This is a genomic window from Rhizobium quercicola, assembly GCF_021168455.1.
In the GTDB taxonomy this organism is placed as follows: Bacteria; Pseudomonadota; Alphaproteobacteria; order Rhizobiales; family Rhizobiaceae; genus Ferranicluibacter; species Ferranicluibacter quercicola.
This window is the reverse complement of record NZ_JAJOZR010000009.1, coordinates 32,094-49,305: the sequence shown is the minus strand read 5'-3', so window position 1 is coordinate 49,305 and position 17,212 is coordinate 32,094. Positions and strand designations below refer to the sequence as shown.

Sequence of the window (17,212 nt, the reverse complement as noted above, 5' to 3'; positions counted from 1 at the left end):
TCGCAACCGGCGTCGCCCTCCGCCGGGCATGTTTTAGGGGAATGTCCCATGTCACAGACCGAATTGGCGGTACCGCCGTCTCCCGAAGCCTCCGTGCCGCCACCGGCGGAAACGCGTCGCCGCCGCCTCGGCTGGCTCGACGTCGTCCGGGGCATCGCGATCCTCGCCATGGCGAGCTACCATTTTTCCTGGGATCTCGAATATTTCGGCTATCTCGCGCCCGCGACCGTGAGCACCGGCCTCTTCAAATATTATGCGCGGGGCATCGCCAGCAGCTTTCTGCTGCTCGCCGGCTTCAGCCTCGTGCTCGGCCACGTCCCGCGCTTCCGGCGCCGTGCGTTCCTGATCCGCCTCGCCAAGATCGCAGCCGCGGCCGCCGTGATCAGTCTCGCGACGTGGTTTGCCTTTCCCTCGGGCTTCATCTTCTTCGGCATTCTCCATTCGATTGCAGCCGCCAGCCTCATCGGCCTTCTGTTTCTCCGCCTGCCGGTCGTGGTCACGCTGGCGGCGGCCGCAGCCGCCTTCGTTGCGCCGCTCTACCTGCGGTCGGCCTTCTTCGATACGCCGGCGCTCTGGTGGGTCGGGCTCTCGGAAACACTGCCGCGGTCGAACGACTACGTGCCTCTGCTGCCATGGCTCGCCCCGTTCCTCACCGGCATCGCGCTCGGCCGCATCGCGCTGGCCGGAAATTGGCTGGACCGTACCGCGCCGTCGGACGGTCGGCCGAACAAAGCTGCGCGCGGCCTCGCCTTTGCCGGCCGTCACAGCCTGCCGATCTACCTCATCCATCAGCCGCTGCTGCTCTCACTGGTCGCGCTTTTCGCCATGGTCTACCCGGCACCCGCTCCCGATCCGCGGCAGGCTCTCCAATTAACCTGCATGGCGACCTGCACCGCCAACCAGACGGAAGCGTTCTGCACGCGCCTCTGCGGCTGCACGCTGGACCGGCTGGTGGAACAGAATCTGCTCGATCCGCTCAATCAGGGACAGATTGACGTGCGCACGGACAGCCGTATCTCGGAGATTGCCGGGCGGTGCACGATGAAGGCGCAGGAATAGCGCGGCCAGTACCGCGGCTTGCCTGTCAAGACGCATGTCGTTCGCCCGAAGCCGCTGCACATTTCCGGACGGCGCGCTTTGACGAAAAACGCCGCGACAGAGGTCTGTCGCGGCGTGCGTCATGCGGTCCTATGCGGTGGTATCAGGTGCCGACGCCGATTTCGGCCAGACGGGTCAGGCAGGCTTCCTCGACATTGCTCATTTCCTCGAGCGTTTCCTCGATGTCGCGGCGCTTCTGGATGAGCTCCACGCGCTTGTCTTCCAGCCGCTTCATCATCAGCCGGAGCTGCCCGGCCTCGCCCGGCGGCTCCTTGTAGACCTGAATGATCTCGCGGATCTCCGAGATGCTGAAGCCGATCCGCCGTCCCCGCAGGATCTCCTTGATCAGGTGCCGGTCCGTCGAGCGGAAGAAACGCGTCCGCCCGCGCCGCTCGGGATGGATCAGCCCTTCGTCTTCGTAAAAACGAAGCGTGCGCGTGGAGACACCGAATTCCCGTGTCAGTTCCGTGATGGTATAATACTTGTCCAAACCATGCCTCATCTGCCAGAGGCAAATCCTGTGCGACTTTTACGTAAAAGTCAATGCATGCTGACAGATCGTCTGACCGGTGCCGCGCGGGCACCCGAACCGCGAAAAAAGCCGGCAGCTTTCCCGTCAGTGAATGCCGAACCACCAGGTGGCAAGGCCGAGAAACGCGAAGAATCCGGTGACATCCGTGACGGTGGTCACGAAGACCGCGGACGACACGGCGGGGTCCGCGCCGAACTTGTCGAGCAGCAGGGGAATGAAGATCCCCGCCAGAGCCGCCGCGATCATGTTGATCAGCATGGCGGTCGCAATGATGCCGCCGATATCCGCGCTCTGGAACCAGGTGCCGGCAGCAAGACCGATGAGCAAGCCGAACAGCGCGCCGTTGATGAGGCCGACGCCCGCCTCGCGCCGGATGACGCGGAAGGCGTTGTGGATATCGAGATCGCGCGTCGCCAGCGCGCGCACCGTCACCGTCATCGTCTGCGAACCCGCATTGCCGCCCATGCCGGCGACGATGGGCATGAGAACGGCGAGCGCGACGATGTGCTCGATCGCCTTGTCGAACAGACCGATGACCGAGGCGGCCAGCATGGCGGTGAAGAGGTTGACCATCAACCAGACGACGCGGGAACGCGAGGTATCCAGGACCGAGTCGGACAGCTCTTCGTCGCCGACGCCGCCGAGGCGCATGATGTCCTCCTCGGCCTCTTCCTGAATGACGTCGACGACGTCGTCGATGGTCAGCACCCCGACGAGGCGCTGATTCTCGTCCACGACGGCGGCGGAAAGCAGATTGTACTGCTCGAAAACCTGTGCCGCCTCTTCCTGGTCCATCTCGGCCGGCACGGGGTGGTTGGTTTCGCGCATGATCGATTCGATCTTCACCGAGCGCTTGGTGCGCAGGATGCGGTCGAGATCGATCGTGCCGAGCAGGCGGAAGGTCGGGTCGATCACGAAGATCTGGGTGAAGCTTTCGGGAAGCTCCGTGTCCTCGCGCATATAGTCGATCGTCTGGCCGACCGTCCAGAACGGCGGCACCGCCACGAACTCCGTCTGCATACGCCGGCCGGCGGTCGATTCGGGATAGTCGAGCGAGCGGCGCAGGCGCACGCGTTCCGTGAAGGGCAGCTTGGCGAGGATCGCTTCCTGATCCTCCTGGTCCATGTCCTCGAGAATGTAGACGGCATCGTCCGAATCCATCTCGCCAAGCGCTGCGGCGATCTGTTCGTTCGGCAGGTGCTCGACGATGTCCATACGGATCGCCTCATCCACCTCCGTCAGCGCCGAGAGATCGAACGCGTCGCCCAGCAACGAGACCATGGCGCGGCGCTGTTCGGGATTGATGGCTTCGAGAAGATCGCCCATTTCGGACGCGTGCAGGCGCGCCACGTGCTGACGAAGATAGAGCACATCGCGGTCGGCGATCGCCGCGCCGACATGCATCAGGTAATCGGAGCGGACCGATCCATCCTCGGCGTAGATGTCGGCCCCATCATAGGCGTCGTCCGCTTCGAGAACGCGCGTGTCCATGTCGTCGCCGGTGTTGCTCATCTGCCCGCCTCGCGATCGTTCAGCCGTTCCGGGCGCCGGACCGATGCCCGAGGCGTGTGGGAAGGCTCTGCCAGTGTCTCGATGGTTGCAGGCCGGAAACCAGGGCCGGCCGCACTCCCTGCTAGACCATGAAAAGGCGTGGGTCTACCGAAGATGACGCAGAGGCCGACCATATCGGGAAAATTTGTTCAAGCTGTTGCAGAACCTCACAAATCACCTCCAAATCCGCCATCATTCGGGCCGCAGGCCGAGATGCCGATACAGACGGCGAAACCGGATGATATAGAGCGAGCGAACACGACACCGCCCATCCCTGTCCCGACGCCGCCGGAGCCCGCCCACATGACGATCCGACCGATCATTCGCTACCCGGACATCCGGCTGAAGACGCCGGCAGCGCCCGTCACCACCTTCGATCGCGACCTTGCCGCGCTCGCCGGCGATCTGCTGGACACCATGCGCGCCGCCCCCGGCATCGGCATCACCGGCCCGCATATCGGCATCCTCAAGGCGATCACTGTGATCGAGACGGACGCGACGACGGGACCCCGGATCTTCGTCAACCCTCAGATCCTCAGCGCCGGCACGGACATGATCCGCCACATGGAAGGCAGCGTCTCCATGCCCGGCTTCACCGATGCAGTCGAGCGGCCTGCAACCGTGACCGTGCGCTACCAGACGCTCGACGGCGACTGGCGCGAAGAAAACGCAGACGGCCTCCTCTCCATCTGCCTGCAGCACGAGATCGACCAGATCAACGGCCTCTTCTGGCTCCAGCGCCTGTCGCGGCTGAAGCGGGAGCGGTTGGTGAAGCGCTATGAGAAGGCGGTGAAGATGGCGTGAGGCAAACGCCCGCCGGTGGAGGGATCGGGCCTAAGCTGATGAGATGACACAAAAAAACCGGCCAGAGCCGGTTTCTTTTGGTGCGATCGAGAAGCATCGTGATAAGAAAAAACCCATTAAGAAACATAATCTTATCCGAGTATCACGAACTCTTATAGTGTATTTTGTCACGCACCCGAGCGACGGTAACGCCTTACGACGAGACATCTTGCTCGAAGCACCGGTGCCATGCGCGGCTCGCGATAGCTCAGAGGATGAAGAAGCCCTTGCTCAGCACGAGCGGGTCATCGAAATGGAGCTGGAAATCGGCGACTTTATCCCCGTTGGTGTCGGCGTAGACATAGGTCTCCGACGCCAACTTCTCTACGCGGAGTTCACCGGCAGAACCAGAGAACGCCTTGGAGCCGATAAAGGCAAAGGCATCGTTCTTTCCGGTCTTGGTGTTGGCGTCGATCGCCGACAGATCGATCCGATCGCCACCGGCGCCCGCGAAATCGTAGATCGTATCGACGCCAAGCCGGTCATTGGAATCACTGACAGATTTGTAGACGAATGTATCCTTGCCACCCTCTCCGAAGAGATCGTCTCCGCCGATTCCACCGGTTAGCTTGTCATTCCCGGCCCCGCCGAAAAGACGATCATTGCCACCGTTGCCGGAAAGCGTGTCGTTTCCGTTGTATCCGAAAAGGACGTCAGAGTGGTTGCTGCCGTAGATATCGTCAGTCCCGGACAGGGCTGTTTTCACGACAGCCTGCACCGCTGCCACGCTTCCACTTTCCGCCAGCTTGATGATCGTCTTCACCGACAGGTTGAGCCCCGATACGGATGCGTAAAGGGCGCTTCCATATTTCTCGGTGAAGCCCGTCACGGTTCCGCCGATCAATCCGTCGCTGCTGTAGGAGAACCCCTTGCCGTTGATGACAACCTTCAAGCTGCCCACATACCCGCTGATCGTCGTTTTATTGTACGATGATATGTAAACGTCCTCCAGCGACGACAGATCGAAATCGTAGTCGCTCATGTCCAGGCTGTACTCGCCCCCGACGCGTATTGTGACACCCATTGCACCCTCCTATTGATGAACCGACATAACACCCGTTGATTGCACGGCGTCAAGATGGCAAAGCAGGCGTCACGGCCTCCGCTGGCATGTGTTTCCATCGCTCCCTTCACAATTGCTCTTGAAGCTTGGGTCGCGGTAAAAATAGACATTTGGAGATTGCCCGCTTCATATTGACACTCGGCGAGAATGAGAACATTTGTAGAACGAAAGCGCTCACCGACGCTTTCGGACACACAAACATCGGATCTCATTCGTCATGCTCCAGCACCCGACGCTCTCGCCGGTTGCCCTCGATATCGTGCGCTCTGTCGTCAAGGTTTCCAGCCTCCGGGTGCCGGCCGGCTTCCCCTCGCCGGCCGCCGATGATCTGGAGGACGTGGTCGATCCGATCGCCTGGATCGTCCGGCACGAGACCTCGACCTTCTGGTGGCGCGTCTCCGGCGAGAGCCTGACGCGCGAGGGGATCTGCGACGGCGACATGATCGCGGTCGATCGCGCCGGCAAGATGCGGGTCGGCCGCGTGGTGATCGCCGTCGTCGATGGCGAGATCACCGCCAAGTAGGTCGCGCGCCGCAACGGCGAGATCTGGCTCGATCCGAACAGCGACAATCCCGACTATCGCCCGATCAAGGTAACGGAGACGACGGAGATCTGGGGTGTCGTCGCCGGCGTCGTCCGCCGCTGTCCGATCGCGTGACCCGCCATGCCAGAGCCGATCGCCCTTATCGACTGCAACAATTTCTACGTCTCCTGCGAACGTCTGTTCGATCCGCGCCTCGGTGCCGGCAGACGACGCGACGACGATCGGGCAGTTGCAGCAGTGATATCAACGGAGAAGAGCCGCGGTCCAAGGCCCGGGGATGACACCGCGCGAGGTCTGCGCGTACGCCTTACCGAAATGCCGCCCGCATCAGAAACAGTGCCGCGCCGAGAATCAGCAGCGGCATCACCAATATCTTCACGAGGTAGGATACCGCGATGGCGATCGAGGCGGTGAAGAGGTCCGAGGAGATCGCGATGCCGTCGGTGATGACCTTGGTCTTCGACGCGACGCCCTCCGTCAGCGAGGTCACCAGCCCGGAGGCCGCCGAGACCGTGCCGGAGATGGCCGATTGCGACTGGTCGACCGCCGAGCCGAGCCGCCCGAGGAAACTCGTGTCCGGTGCGGCCTGCGGGGCCGCGGGCGCGTGGCTCTCGCGCAGCGCATCGATCTGCCCGACGGCCTCCGCATCGTAATCGGCGTTGATCCGGTCGAACACCACGGTCGCACCCCGCCAGGCATCGTCCGTCATGCGCGCTCCGGCGTGGAAGGCGACGGCATAGGAGAGCGGCAGCACGACGGCCCCCAGCAGGCAGAGCGTCAGCACAGCATGCGCCAGACGCTCGGCCGCGCGCGGCAGCCGACGGCGCGTGAGGCTCGCGCCCGCCCGCAGCAGCGACACGCCGGCAAGGCCGATGGCGGCCACCTTGGCGACCGGCAAAAACAGCGTGGAGAGCACGCCCGAGACGATGGCGAGCCAGAACAGGAGGTCGGCCATGCGGTCGATCGTGTTCGTCACCGGCTGCAGCAGCTGCCCCGGGCTCGCCGTCACCGAGGCCACGCCGACGCCGCCGGTCACGTCCGCGTCCTTCGCCACGCTCATCACCGAGTTCATCACCCGCAGCGTGCCGTAGAGCGCCGTGCTGCCGATGGTCACGTCGCGATTGTACTGCGCCGCCCGGTCCGCCAGCGGATTGACCATGACGAGCAGCGCGGCGACGGCCGCCAGCACCAGCCAGCGAAGGCAGAGCACCGCCCGTCCGGGCCGCGCGGTCGGGCGCGCAGGCAGAGGGCCATCGCCCGCATGGCGACGCGGCATCCGCCCGTCGGTCGGACCGGGATTGTCTCTGGCCATGGAGCCTCCGCGCCTTTGGTGTCAGGTCGTCTCGTGTCGGGTCGTCTCGTGTCAGAACCCGAGAAGATAGAGCCCCGCCCCCAGAAAGGCGATGGCCGAGGCGATGCCGATCGCCGGCACCTGCCGGCCGAGAAAGAAGGCGAGCGCTCCGACCGCGATCGAGCCGACGCGCAGCCAGAGCGGCGAGCTTTCCAGAACGCCGGTGGGAAAGACGATCAGCTTGGAGACGACGCCCGCCACCAGCGCGGTCGCCACGGCCCGCACCCAGTTGAGAACCTCGGAATCCTCGCGCAGCCGCCGCCCGGCGACGACGCCCAGCCACCGCCAGATGTCGGTCGCCAGAAACCCGGCGATCGCGATGAAGACATAGCCCCAGGCATCGGGTTGCCAGTTCATGCCCAAACCTCCCTCATACCCGGGCCTGCAGCCGCCGCCGGCGCAGCACGTCGAGCCCCCAGGCGAGCGTGCCCCCGACGAGGCCGGAGAGCAGCAGATCGAAATCCGGCGCGTAAAGCGTGGCGAACGGCCCGAGCAGCAGGCCGACCACCAGCGCGATATGGATCACCGGATGCCGCCCGGAACTCCAGATGGAGGCGAGGAAATAGACCGGCGTCAGGAAGAACAGGCAACCGGCGACGATCGGCGGAAACTCCGCCACATACTGGTAGAGCACGCCGACGACGATCATGTTGGCCAGCACAAGCGTCAGCCCGAGCCCGAGCACATAGGCGACGCGGTGCACCCGCGGCACATGCTGCACCCGCTCCATCGCCATGACCCAGGCGGTCACCGCGATCAGGTGGGAGACGATCAGCAGCACGAAGGTGCGCGTCTTCTCCGCCCGGATCTCCGGGATCAGCGCCGCCACCATCGGCATCAGCCGGATCGACGACAGCGTCACCGCCACGAAGGCGGCGAGAAGGTTCGCCCCGGACTGGATCGAGCCGACCAGAATGAGCTTCGCCGGCAGCGCCCAGACGATTCCCGTCATGAACACCGCCTGATCCACCGGCACGCCCGACTGCTGCGCGAAGGCCGTGAAGCCGACGAAGGAAATCAGGAGGATCGCCGCCGGCAGGCTGAAGATGCCCTGCACGCCTTTGAGAAACCAGAACCCCGCCGTTCCCGCGCTGCCGTCGTCCCTGAAGTAAGCCACGCCGCCCTTTCCCGCCCCGTCCCGCCATCGGCCGCAAACGGTGCCTGAACCTCACTGCCGGACCAGATGGCGCGACCACGTTCCCCCGTCAAGCCATTCCTGCCCTGCAACACCGGCCGGTGACGCCGTCGCCATGCGCGAACAGCGCACCCGGCACAGCGTCGCACGCAACACAAACCGAATCGACCTCTCTCGCGCGATGCGGTGCGGCCCCTCGCGACGAGGTCCCTGCAGAAAGGCCCGTCTGCAAGGGTGCGATCCCGGAGGGCTGCCCATCCACCTCCCCCCCGACATGATCCGGGATCGAGCGATCCGACATCCGTCAGGTCGGACGCGTCGTTTCGGCACACGAACGCGTGCCGGCTGGCCCGGAGCATGTCGGGGATGACGCAGAGTCGTCCGTCACCTCTCATCGCTCGACAGACGCGCAACGTCCTGCCGGCAGCGTGGCTGCCGATCCGCCGGCGATTTGCACCTCCCTTCGCCTCCGCGACGGCAAGGACGGTCATGGGCGTTTCCGATATTCTCCAAGTCCCGGACGATCTTGACAACCGTCCGGCCCAGCCCGCACGGTCGCCCGACCTGCAACCATCATTCCGCCTTCGAGGACCCCGATGACCAGCCTGCGCGAGCGGATCCTTCTCTATGCCGGCCTGACGTCTCTCACCGCGCTCAGCATCGATGGCCTGCTGCCGGCGCTGCGGCGGATCGGGACGGACATGGCGGCCGCGCCGCCGCTCTCCACCCAGTCCGTCATCGCACTCTTCGTGCTGGGCATGGCCATCGGCGAGCTTTTCCTCGGGCCGCTGTCGGACGCCGTCGGGCGCCGCAAGGCCCTCCTTCTCGGCCTCGGCGTCTATGTCGTGGGCACGCTCGTCGCGCTGCAGTCGGCATCGCTTCCCGTGCTGGTGCTCGGCCGCATCCTTCAGGGCATCGGCGTCGCCGGCCCGAAGATCGCCACGCGCGCCATGATCCGCGACCAGTTCGAGGGCGATGCCATGGCGCGCATCCTCTCCCTCATGTTCACGCTCTTCATCCTCGTGCCCATGCTGGCGCCGCTTCTGGCGCAGGGGTTGACCGCGCTTGCCGGCTGGCGCGCCATCTTCGCCGCCTATCTCGCCATCGCGCTCCTGCTCGGCCTCTGGGTCTTCCGTCGCCAGCCCGAAACGCTGCCGCCGGAGCGCCGTATCCCTTTCCGCCCGAAAACCCTTCTCGCCAATGCCCTCCGCATCCTCGCCTCGCGCCGCGTGACCCTTCTCATCGGGGCGACCGGCCTCGTCTTCGGCGCGCAGCTCCTCTATCTCGCGACCGCCGCCGATCTCTTCTTCGACGTCTATGGCATCGCCGAAACCTTCCCGGCCTACTTCGCCCTGCTCGCGCTCGGCGTCGGCCTCGCCTCCTTCATCAATGCGCGATGCGTCCGGCGCTTCGGCATGGAGGCGATGGCGCGCGCCGGCTATGCGGGCCTGATCGCAGCCGGGCTGGCGCTCCTCGCCGCCTCCGCCCTCTGGTCCGGCAAACCACCGCTCGCCCTCTTCCTGGGTCTCGCCTTCCCCGCCTTCTTCGCCATCGGCATCCTCTTCGGCAATCTCAACGCCATGGCCATGCGCCCGCTCGGACACATGGCCGGCCTCGGCGCCTCCCTCATCGCCTCCGGCTCCAGCCTCGTCTCCGCCCTCTTCGCCACGCTCTTCGGCCGGTTCTACGACGGAACCCTCTTCACCCTCGCGACGGCGCTCGCCACCGCCGGCATCGCCGCCGTCCTCCTGACGGAATGGGCGGGACACGGCGGTGCGGCGGCAATCGAGCCCGTCCGGCCGGCAGAAGGATCCGCAGAGCGCGGCCATGGCCATCCGCGCCCGCCCCGGGCATAATGGCTGTCACCCCTCCCGATGCCCTCTGCCGGAGACGATGATGGCGCAGAATATCTACGACGACCCCGCCTTCTTCAGCGGCTACAGCCAGCTGCCCCGGCAGGTGAAGGGGCTGGACGGCGCGCCCGAATGGCCCGCTATCCGCGCCATGCTGCCCGCGCTTGCGGGCAGGACCATTGCGGATCTCGGCTGCGGTTTCGGCTGGGCGGCGCGCTGGATGCGCGCGCAGGGTGCCGCAGGCGTCCACGGATACGATCTCTCGGAAAACATGATCGCCCGGGCGAAGGCCGATACGGCGGACCCGGCGATCGCCTACCACATCGCCGACCTCGAGACCCTCGACCTGCCGCAGGCCCGCTTCGATCTCGTCTACAGCGCGCTCGCCTTCCACTATGTCGCGGACTTTCAAAGGCTCGCGACGACGATCGCATCTGCGCTGGTCGACGGCGGCGATCTGGTCTTCACCATCGAGCATCCGATCTTCATGGCGGCGCGCCCCCCCCACTGGATCGCCGATGAAGACGGCCGCAAGACCTGGCCGGTGAATGGCTACGCCCTCGAAGGCGAACGGCGAACCGACTGGTTCGCCAAGGGCGTGCGCAAATACCATCGCACCCTGGCGACGACGCTCAACACGCTGATCGGCGCCAGTTTCGCGCTGCGCCACATCGCCGAATTCGCCCCCACGCCGGACCAGATCGCGGCCACGCCGGAGCTGGCCGAGGAGCTGGAACGCCCCATGATGCTCCTCGTCTCCGCCCGAAGGATCGGTACCTGAGACGCTCCTGCCGCACCCGTTCGACAGACCGGGTGTCCCGAGGAACGACAATTCACCCTGCGCGCGACACCTCTCCCGAAAACAAAAATGCCGGGCACAGGGCCCGGCATCTCTCGTTCTCTATCAGCAGCGTTTACTTCCGAGGCACCTTCGGAACAGTCCGGCCCTTGCGGGGCGCGGCGTCGGTTCCGGCATCCGTAGCGGCCGTCGTGTCGTCGGACTTCGCCTTCTTCGGCTTCGGTCCGGTGTCGGCACCTACGGTTTCCATCTCGGCAGCCTTGGCGGCCTTGGCCGGCTTGCGGGGCTTCTGCTCCACCTCGGCCTTCGGCTTGATGCGGGCCGTCTCCGAGATCGTCTCGAGGATGAGCCCCTTCTTGCCGTCCGGCTTCAGACCGACCGTCACCTTCACGACGCCGCCCTTCTTGAGCTTGCCGAACAGGATCTCCTCGGCGAGCGGCTTCTTGATGTGCTCCTGGATGACGCGCGAGAGCGGGCGGGCGCCCATCTTCTCGTCGTAACCCTTGTCGGACAGCCAGGCGATCGCGTCCTCGTGCAGGTCGAACGTGACGTTGCGCTCCGACAGCTGGGTTTCCAGCTGCATCACGAACTTCTGCACGACCTGATGGATGACCGGCGTCGGCAGCGAGCCGAACGGGATCACCGCATCCAGACGGTTGCGGAACTCGGGCGTGAACAGGCGGTTCAGCGCCTCCACATCCTCGCCCTCGCGCTTGGACGAGCCGAAGCCGAAGGCGGCCTTGGCCATGTCGGATGCGCCCGCATTGGTCGTCATGATCAGGATGACGTTGCGGAAGTCGATCTTCTTGCCGTTATGGTCCGTCAGCTGGCCATGATCCATGACCTGCAGCAGGATGTTGAACAGGTCCGGATGCGCCTTCTCGATTTCGTCGAGCAGCAGCACGGAATGCGGATGCTGGTCGATGCCATCGGTCAGCAGGCCGCCCTGGTCGAAACCGACATAGCCGGGAGGTGCGCCGAGCAGCCGCGAGACCGTGTGGCGTTCCATATATTCCGACATGTCGAACCGCAGCAGTTCGACGCCCAGCGACGCGGCCAGCTGCTTGGCCACCTCGGTCTTGCCCACGCCCGTCGGGCCGGAGAAGACATAGGAGCCGATCGGCTTGTTCGGCTCGCGCAGGCCCGCCCGCGCCAGCTTGATGGCCGAGGACAGCGCCTCGATGGCGAGATCCTGCCCGTAGACGACCGAGCGCAGTTCCTTTTCGAGATTGGCGAGAACGGTCTCGTCGTCCTTCGAAACGGTCTTGGGCGGAATGCGGGCCATCGTCGCGATGGTCGCCTCGATCTCCTTCTCGGTGATCAGCTTGCGGCGCTTGTTCAGCGGCAGCAGCATCTGGGCCGCACCGGTCTCGTCGATCACGTCGATCGCCTTGTCCGGCAGCTTGCGGTCGTTGATGTAGCGGGCCGATAGCTCGACGGCCGACTTGATCGCCTCGTTCGAGTATTTCAGCTTGTGATAGTCCTCGAAATAAGGCTTCAGGCCCTTCATGATCTCGATCGTGTCGTCGATGGTCGGTTCGACCACGTCGATCTTCTGGAAGCGGCGCACCAGCGCCCGGTCCTTCTCGAAGAACTGGCGATATTCCTTGTAGGTGGTCGAGCCGATGCAGCGGATCGCCCCGGACGACAGCGCCGGCTTCAGGAGGTTCGACGCATCCATGGCACCACCCGAGGTCGCGCCCGCACCGATGACGGTGTGGATCTCGTCGATGAACAGGACGGCGCCCGGATACTCCTCGAGTTCCTTGACGACCTGCTTCAGCCGTTCCTCGAAGTCACCGCGATAGCGCGTGCCGGCGAGCAGCGTGCCCATGTCGAGCGAGAAGATCGTCGCGTCCTGCAACGCTTCCGGCACCTTTTTCTCGACGATGCGCTTGGCCAGTCCCTCGGCGATCGCCGTCTTGCCGACACCCGGATCGCCCACATAGAGCGGGTTGTTCTTGGAGCGGCGGCACAGGACCTGGATCGTGCGGTTGACCTCGGTGTGGCGGCCGATCAGCGGGTCGATCTTACCGACCTTGGCCTTCTCGTTGAGATTGACGCAATAGGCGGTCAGCGCGTCCTGCGGCTTCTTCTGGCCGCCCTCGTCCTGATCGCGCGATGCCTTCGGCGCTTCGTCCGTGTCCTCGGCGCCGCGCGGCGTGCGCGTTTCCGAAGCCCCCGGCCGCTTGCCGATGCCGTGGCTGATGAAGTTGACAGCGTCGTAGCGCGTCATTTCCTGCTCCTGCAGGAAATAGGCCGCATGGCTCTCGCGCTCGGCGAAGATGGCGACGAGCACGTTGGCGCCCGTCACTTCCTCGCGGCCGGACGACTGCACATGGATCACGGCGCGCTGGATGACGCGCTGGAAGCCGGCGGTCGGCTTGGAGTCCTCGTCATAGCCCGTGATCAGGTTGCCGAGTTCGTTGTCGACATAGTCGGACACCGTCTTGCGCAGGGCATCGAGATTGACGTTGCAGGCGCCCATCACGGCCGCCGCATCGCCGTCGTCGATCAACGCCAGCAGCAGGTGTTCGAGGGTCGCATATTCGTGGTGGCGCTCGTTGGCCAGCGTGAGAGCCTGGTGCAGCGCCTTTTCAAGGCTTGTTGAAAATGTTGGCACGTCGGATCCTCATTTCTTTTCCATGACGCATTGCAGCGGGTGCTGATGCTGGCGGGCGAAATCCATCACCTGCGTCACTTTGGTTTCGGCGACTTCGTAGGTAAAGACGCCGCATTCCCCGACGCCGTGATTGTGGACACTCAGCATGATCAGCGTCGCCGCCTCGTGATCCTTCTGGAAGAAACGCTCCAGGACGTGGATGACGAACTCCATCGGCGTGTAGTCGTCGTTGAGAAGCAGCACGCGGTACAGGCTCGGCTTCTTGGTCTGTGTCTTCGTCCTGGACATGACCGAGGTGCCGCGATTGGAATCGCCATTCCCCTCGCCAGTCTTGGCCATCCGGATCGGCAGAGCGATCATTCGTCTTCATTCCCTCGTCGGATCGCAAAGCTTGGGAGCCCATTGCGACCATTCCATGACACATCAGATAGTGTGTCTCCCGGCGATTTTAAGCCCGTTCCGTTCCACTGCAACGATATTCGAACCACGCGCTCAAGTTTGATGGCTTTTGTCGTCGTCACCCGGAACGCGGAGCCGAAAATGCGGGGTCCGGTCGCATATGGGGAGGCTGCGAACACAAAAAAGCCGGCCGCGGCATCCCGCAACCGGCTTTCGTCATCTTAAACGGGCCGAAGCCCCGTGGGGGTGCCGGTCAGGCGGCGGCGGACTTCGCCGCCGAAGCAGCTGCCTTGGTCGCCGTCTGCATGGCGTTGGCGGCCTGCGCCATCGGGGCCTCGTAGGGCTTGTAGCTGTCCTTGGCGAGGTCCGTGTACATGCCGCCGAGCTTGGTGGCTTCCGACACGTAGCCCTCGTAGGTGGACTTCAGGAACGAGGTCTGCAGTTCCACGGCCGCCTCGATGCTGCGCACGCCGGAAAGCTTCTGCAGATGCGCCACGCTCTCCTCGAAGCTCTTTTTGGAATAGTCCGCCGCTTCCATGGCGATCGCCTGGAAACCCTTGGTCATGGCGGCATAGCTGTTCGTCATGGTTTCCATGGCGTTCTTGCCAGCGAAACCGGCATCCGAGAAGTTGAACATGGGCATTCCTCCTGATGTCTGTGATGGCAGAAGTTTAGGTGCAGTGCACAATAAAGTCAAGTTTCTGCACCGCAACGCACCATCTCGTGATCCGGATGGCCGTGGCGCGCGGACGGCAAAAAGCCCGGCGGGAAGGACCGGCCGGGCTAAAATGTCATGAAATCTTACGCTTGAAGCGAGAGCCTCAGAGATCGATATCGAGGATCGCCATGGAGAAGCTGAACGACAGTTCGCCGTCTTCCTCGTCGCGAAACACCACGCCGAGAAACTCGTCTCCGAGATAGACCTCGGCCGACTCGTCCTTCTTCGGACGCGCCTTGACGACGATCTGCGGGTTGAAAATGCGCTTGAAGTAGGCTTCGAGTTTCTTGATGTCTTCAGGCTTCAAGTCATGTCTCCTAGCAGTTTTCGGAGCGGCGCTTCTCTCATGAAGCCGCAAGCGGTGTAAACCCTGCATCGACAGGGATGGGCATCGTTCCACACAAGCTGCGCGGGCCGTGCCGGTTCCCGTGAAAACGCGTCGACCGTCAGATTTCGAAGCTTTGCAGCACCTGATCCATCGAACGCGACGGCTCCGAGCAGCCGGCCTCGCCCACCACCCGCGCGGGAACGCCGGCGACGGTCACCTTCGGCGGAACCGGCTTCAGCACGACGGACCCCGCCGCGACACGCGAGCATTGCCCGACATGGATATTGCCGAGGATCTTGGCACCCGCGCCGATCAGCACGCCGTTGCCGATCTTCGGATGCCGGTCGCTGCCCTCCTTGCCGGTGCCGCCCAGCGTCACCCCGTGCAGGATCGAGACATTGTCGCCGATCACGGCGGTTTCGCCCACCACCAGCCCGGTGGCATGGTCGAGGAAGATCCCCTTGCCGATCCGCGCGCCGGGATTGATGTCGGTCTGGAACACGGATGACGATCGGCTTTGCAGGTAGAGCGCCAGATCGCGCCGTCCGCGCATCAGCAGCCAGTGGGCCAGCCGATGCGTCTGGATCGCGTGAAAGCCCTTGAAATAGAGGATCACCTCCATGAAGCGGGTGCAGGCGGGGTCGCGGTCGTAAACGGCCTGGATGTCGACGCGCAGGATGCCCGCCCAGTCCGGCCAGTCCTCGGCCATTTCCAGAAACGCCTGACGCACGAGGCTCGCATCGAGATCGGCATGGTCGAGGCGCTGCGCGATCCGGTGGATGACGCTCTCCTCCAGCGAACGCTGGTTGATGATCGTGGCGTAGAGAAAGGCCGACAGCATCGGCTCGTGCGCCGACGCATGCAGCGCCTCGTCCTGAAGGCTGTCCCAGATCGGGTCCATCGTCTTGACGGTCTCGTTCGCACGCATGTCCATGATCATGTCGGTCCTGGCGACCATGTCGCACTCCTTCGCGGCCGCACGTCGTCTGCGGATCGGGTTTTCATGACAATAGGGCAGTTCCGCCCAAGTTTAAATGGGGGGCCTCAGCCTTCTTGGTTCCGCGCCGCGTGCCCCGCCGCGTGCCCCGTCGCGTGCTCGGCGAGAAACGCCAGAACCGCCGCCTTGAACACCCGGTCGCCGACGGCCAGCATGTGGTCGCGGTTCAGAATGTCGATGGCGACGGCCTGCGGCATCAGATCCGCCAGCGCCTGGCCCGAGCCGGCGATGTCGTCCTTCGTCCCCACGCCGATCAGCGTCGGCACGTCGATCCGGCCCATCTCCGCCGCGCTCAGGAGCGTGCGGGAGGTGGCGATACAGGCGGCCAGCGCCGGCCTGTCGCTCTTCGTCTGGTCGGCGAACATGCGGAACATCCGGCCGCGCTCGTGGGTAACGTCGTCGAGCGATGGCGCGAGCAGCGCGTCGGCGATCGGGTCCCAGTCGCCCACCCCCGTCACCATGCCGATCCCCAGCCCGCCCAGCACCAGCGTGCGCACCCGGTCGGGATGGGCAAGCGCCAGGAACGCCGATATGCGCGCGCCCATGGAATAGCCCATCACATGGGCGGAGCCGAGTCCCAGATGCGTCAGGAGCGCGGCGGCGTCGCCCGCCATGGCCTCCGGCCGGTAGAAGGCGGGATCGGTCGGCTTGCTGCTCGCCCCATGGCCGCGATTGTCGAGCGCGATCACCCGGTACCCGGCCTCGCCCAGCGTCTTCAGCCAGCCAGGAAACACCCAGTTGACGCTTGCCGACGAGGCGAAGCCGTGAATCAGCAGCACCGGCGCGCCGGCCGGATCTCCCGCGTCGAAGAAGGCGATATCGAGCCCCTCATGGCGGAAGCTCGAAAAGGGCGGCGGTGACAGATCCATCTTGGCGGGTCCCGTAAGATTGACACGGTGCCCGGTCGATCGGACCGGAAACCGTTTGGTACGGTCCCCTTTAAAGCGCCCCGCCCTGCGGAAAAACCCCGTGCGCTGCAAAAAACGCGGGCGGGTGCCGGCAATCGTCTACCTTTTTGCGCCGAACCGGCCTAATGTCCGCGCCGAAAGCGCCCGACCCTTCACCCCTGCGGCGGCGCGACAGCAGACGAGACAGTGGAGAACGACATGGCCGGGCACGGTATTCCTCATTTCCAGAACGATGGCGGTCACGCGGTGATCGAGGTCGGCGTCAAGGAATTCATGTGCACCGGCGCCTCCGTTCCCTACGATCATCCGCACATCTATCTCGACATGGGCGACGACAACGAGAAGGTCTGTTCCTACTGCTCGACCCTCTTCCGCTTCAACGGCGCGCTGAAGATGGATGAAACCCGCCCGACCGGCTGCCTGTTTCAGACGAAGGCGGCCTGACGGCCTCGCACCGTGACGCAGCCGGC

General features: G+C 64.5%; 18 protein-coding genes. 6 read left to right on the top strand and 12 right to left on the bottom strand.

All coding sequences use genetic code 11. From position 1 onward, the window contains the following. Nucleotides 1–48 precede the first annotated feature (48 nt). Entirely contained in the window at nt 49–1,059 is a 1,011-nt protein-coding gene (locus tag LRX75_RS14795) for a heparan-alpha-glucosaminide N-acetyltransferase (RefSeq protein ID WP_231815539.1), read from the top strand. 142 nt (nt 1,060–1,201) lie between these two features. Here the strand turns inward: LRX75_RS14795 and LRX75_RS14790 are convergent, their stop codons facing one another. Together LRX75_RS14790 and mgtE are read right to left on the bottom strand one after the other, a co-directional pair. Next, entirely contained in the window at nt 1,202–1,588 is a 387-nt protein-coding gene (locus tag LRX75_RS14790; RefSeq protein WP_113151920.1) for a MerR family transcriptional regulator, read from the bottom strand. A 126-nt stretch (nt 1,589–1,714) separates the two neighbouring features. Beyond that, on the bottom strand, nt 1,715–3,142 hold the full coding sequence (gene mgtE, locus LRX75_RS14785) for a magnesium transporter (RefSeq protein ID WP_231815538.1): 1,428 nt from the start codon (nt 3,140–3,142) through the stop codon (nt 1,715–1,717). 342 nt (nt 3,143–3,484) lie between these two features. On the opposite strand from mgtE, the gene LRX75_RS14780 reads away from it, so the two are divergent. Further along, nucleotides 3,485–3,985, top strand: a complete 501-nt coding sequence (locus LRX75_RS14780; RefSeq protein ID WP_231815537.1) for a peptide deformylase — start codon at nt 3,485–3,487, stop codon at nt 3,983–3,985. Nucleotides 3,986–4,232: 247 nt separating this feature from the next. On the opposite strand, the gene LRX75_RS14775 is transcribed toward LRX75_RS14780, so the two are convergent. Beyond that, on the bottom strand, nt 4,233–5,048 hold the full coding sequence (locus tag LRX75_RS14775; protein ID WP_231815536.1) for a calcium-binding protein: 816 nt from the start codon (nt 5,046–5,048) through the stop codon (nt 4,233–4,235). A 256-nt stretch (nt 5,049–5,304) separates the two neighbouring features. Between LRX75_RS14775 and LRX75_RS14770 the strand changes: the two genes are divergently transcribed. After that, nucleotides 5,305–5,610: a LexA family protein gene (locus LRX75_RS14770; RefSeq protein ID WP_231815535.1), complete on the top strand. Its 306-nt coding sequence runs from the start codon at nt 5,305–5,307 to the stop codon at nt 5,608–5,610. A gap of 328 nt (nt 5,611–5,938) precedes the next feature. On the opposite strand, the gene LRX75_RS14765 is transcribed toward LRX75_RS14770, so the two are convergent. The 3 genes from LRX75_RS14765 to LRX75_RS14755 are packed head-to-tail and all read right to left on the bottom strand — an operon-like array spanning nt 5,939 to nt 8,099. After that, nucleotides 5,939–6,943 carry a hypothetical protein gene (locus LRX75_RS14765; protein ID WP_231815534.1) on the bottom strand — a complete coding sequence of 335 codons (1,005 nt, stop codon included), beginning with the start codon at nt 6,941–6,943 and terminating at the stop codon, nt 5,939–5,941. A gap of 51 nt (nt 6,944–6,994) precedes the next feature. Continuing rightward, a complete protein-coding gene (locus LRX75_RS14760; protein ID WP_092934049.1) occupies nt 6,995–7,339 on the bottom strand; it encodes an AzlD domain-containing protein in 345 nt (114 codons plus the stop codon). 13 nt (nt 7,340–7,352) lie between these two features. Next, nucleotides 7,353–8,099, bottom strand: coding sequence for an AzlC family ABC transporter permease (locus tag LRX75_RS14755; protein ID WP_231815533.1), 747 nt, complete (start codon nt 8,097–8,099; stop codon nt 7,353–7,355). Nucleotides 8,100–8,713: 614 nt separating this feature from the next. Between LRX75_RS14755 and LRX75_RS14750 the strand changes: the two genes are divergently transcribed. After that, nucleotides 8,714–9,973, top strand: a complete 1,260-nt coding sequence (locus LRX75_RS14750) for a multidrug effflux MFS transporter (RefSeq protein ID WP_231815532.1) — start codon at nt 8,714–8,716, stop codon at nt 9,971–9,973. A gap of 40 nt (nt 9,974–10,013) precedes the next feature. Continuing rightward, entirely contained in the window at nt 10,014–10,751 is a 738-nt protein-coding gene (locus tag LRX75_RS14745; protein WP_231815531.1) for a class I SAM-dependent methyltransferase, read from the top strand. Nucleotides 10,752–10,884: 133 nt separating this feature from the next. Here LRX75_RS14745 and clpA read toward each other — a convergent pair whose 3' ends face one another. From clpA to LRX75_RS14715, 6 genes are all read right to left on the bottom strand, one after another. Beyond that, nucleotides 10,885–13,392, bottom strand: coding sequence for an ATP-dependent Clp protease ATP-binding subunit ClpA (gene clpA / locus LRX75_RS14740; protein WP_231815530.1), 2,508 nt, complete (start codon nt 13,390–13,392; stop codon nt 10,885–10,887). Nucleotides 13,393–13,401: 9 nt separating this feature from the next. Beyond that, nucleotides 13,402–13,752: an ATP-dependent Clp protease adapter ClpS gene (gene clpS / locus LRX75_RS14735; RefSeq protein ID WP_231815529.1), complete on the bottom strand. Its 351-nt coding sequence runs from the start codon at nt 13,750–13,752 to the stop codon at nt 13,402–13,404. Between the two features lie 292 nt (nt 13,753–14,044). Further along, nucleotides 14,045–14,428, bottom strand: a complete 384-nt coding sequence (locus LRX75_RS14730; protein ID WP_231815528.1) for a phasin family protein — start codon at nt 14,426–14,428, stop codon at nt 14,045–14,047. A gap of 184 nt (nt 14,429–14,612) precedes the next feature. Then, nucleotides 14,613–14,816: a DUF3126 family protein gene (locus LRX75_RS14725; protein WP_062473820.1), complete on the bottom strand. Its 204-nt coding sequence runs from the start codon at nt 14,814–14,816 to the stop codon at nt 14,613–14,615. A gap of 139 nt (nt 14,817–14,955) precedes the next feature. Beyond that, complete coding sequence (gene cysE / locus LRX75_RS14720; protein WP_231815527.1) at nt 14,956–15,795, bottom strand: serine O-acetyltransferase; 840 nt, start codon at nt 15,793–15,795, stop codon at nt 14,956–14,958. 86 nt (nt 15,796–15,881) lie between these two features. Further along, on the bottom strand, nt 15,882–16,703 hold the full coding sequence (locus LRX75_RS14715; protein WP_231815526.1) for an alpha/beta fold hydrolase: 822 nt from the start codon (nt 16,701–16,703) through the stop codon (nt 15,882–15,884). 237 nt (nt 16,704–16,940) lie between these two features. Here LRX75_RS14715 and LRX75_RS14710 point away from each other — a divergent pair, with 237 nt between their 5' ends. Continuing rightward, nucleotides 16,941–17,186 (top strand): zinc-finger domain-containing protein, encoded by a 246-nt coding sequence (locus tag LRX75_RS14710; RefSeq protein WP_062473826.1) that lies wholly within the window; start codon nt 16,941–16,943, stop codon nt 17,184–17,186. Nucleotides 17,187–17,212: the final 26 nt, after the last annotated feature.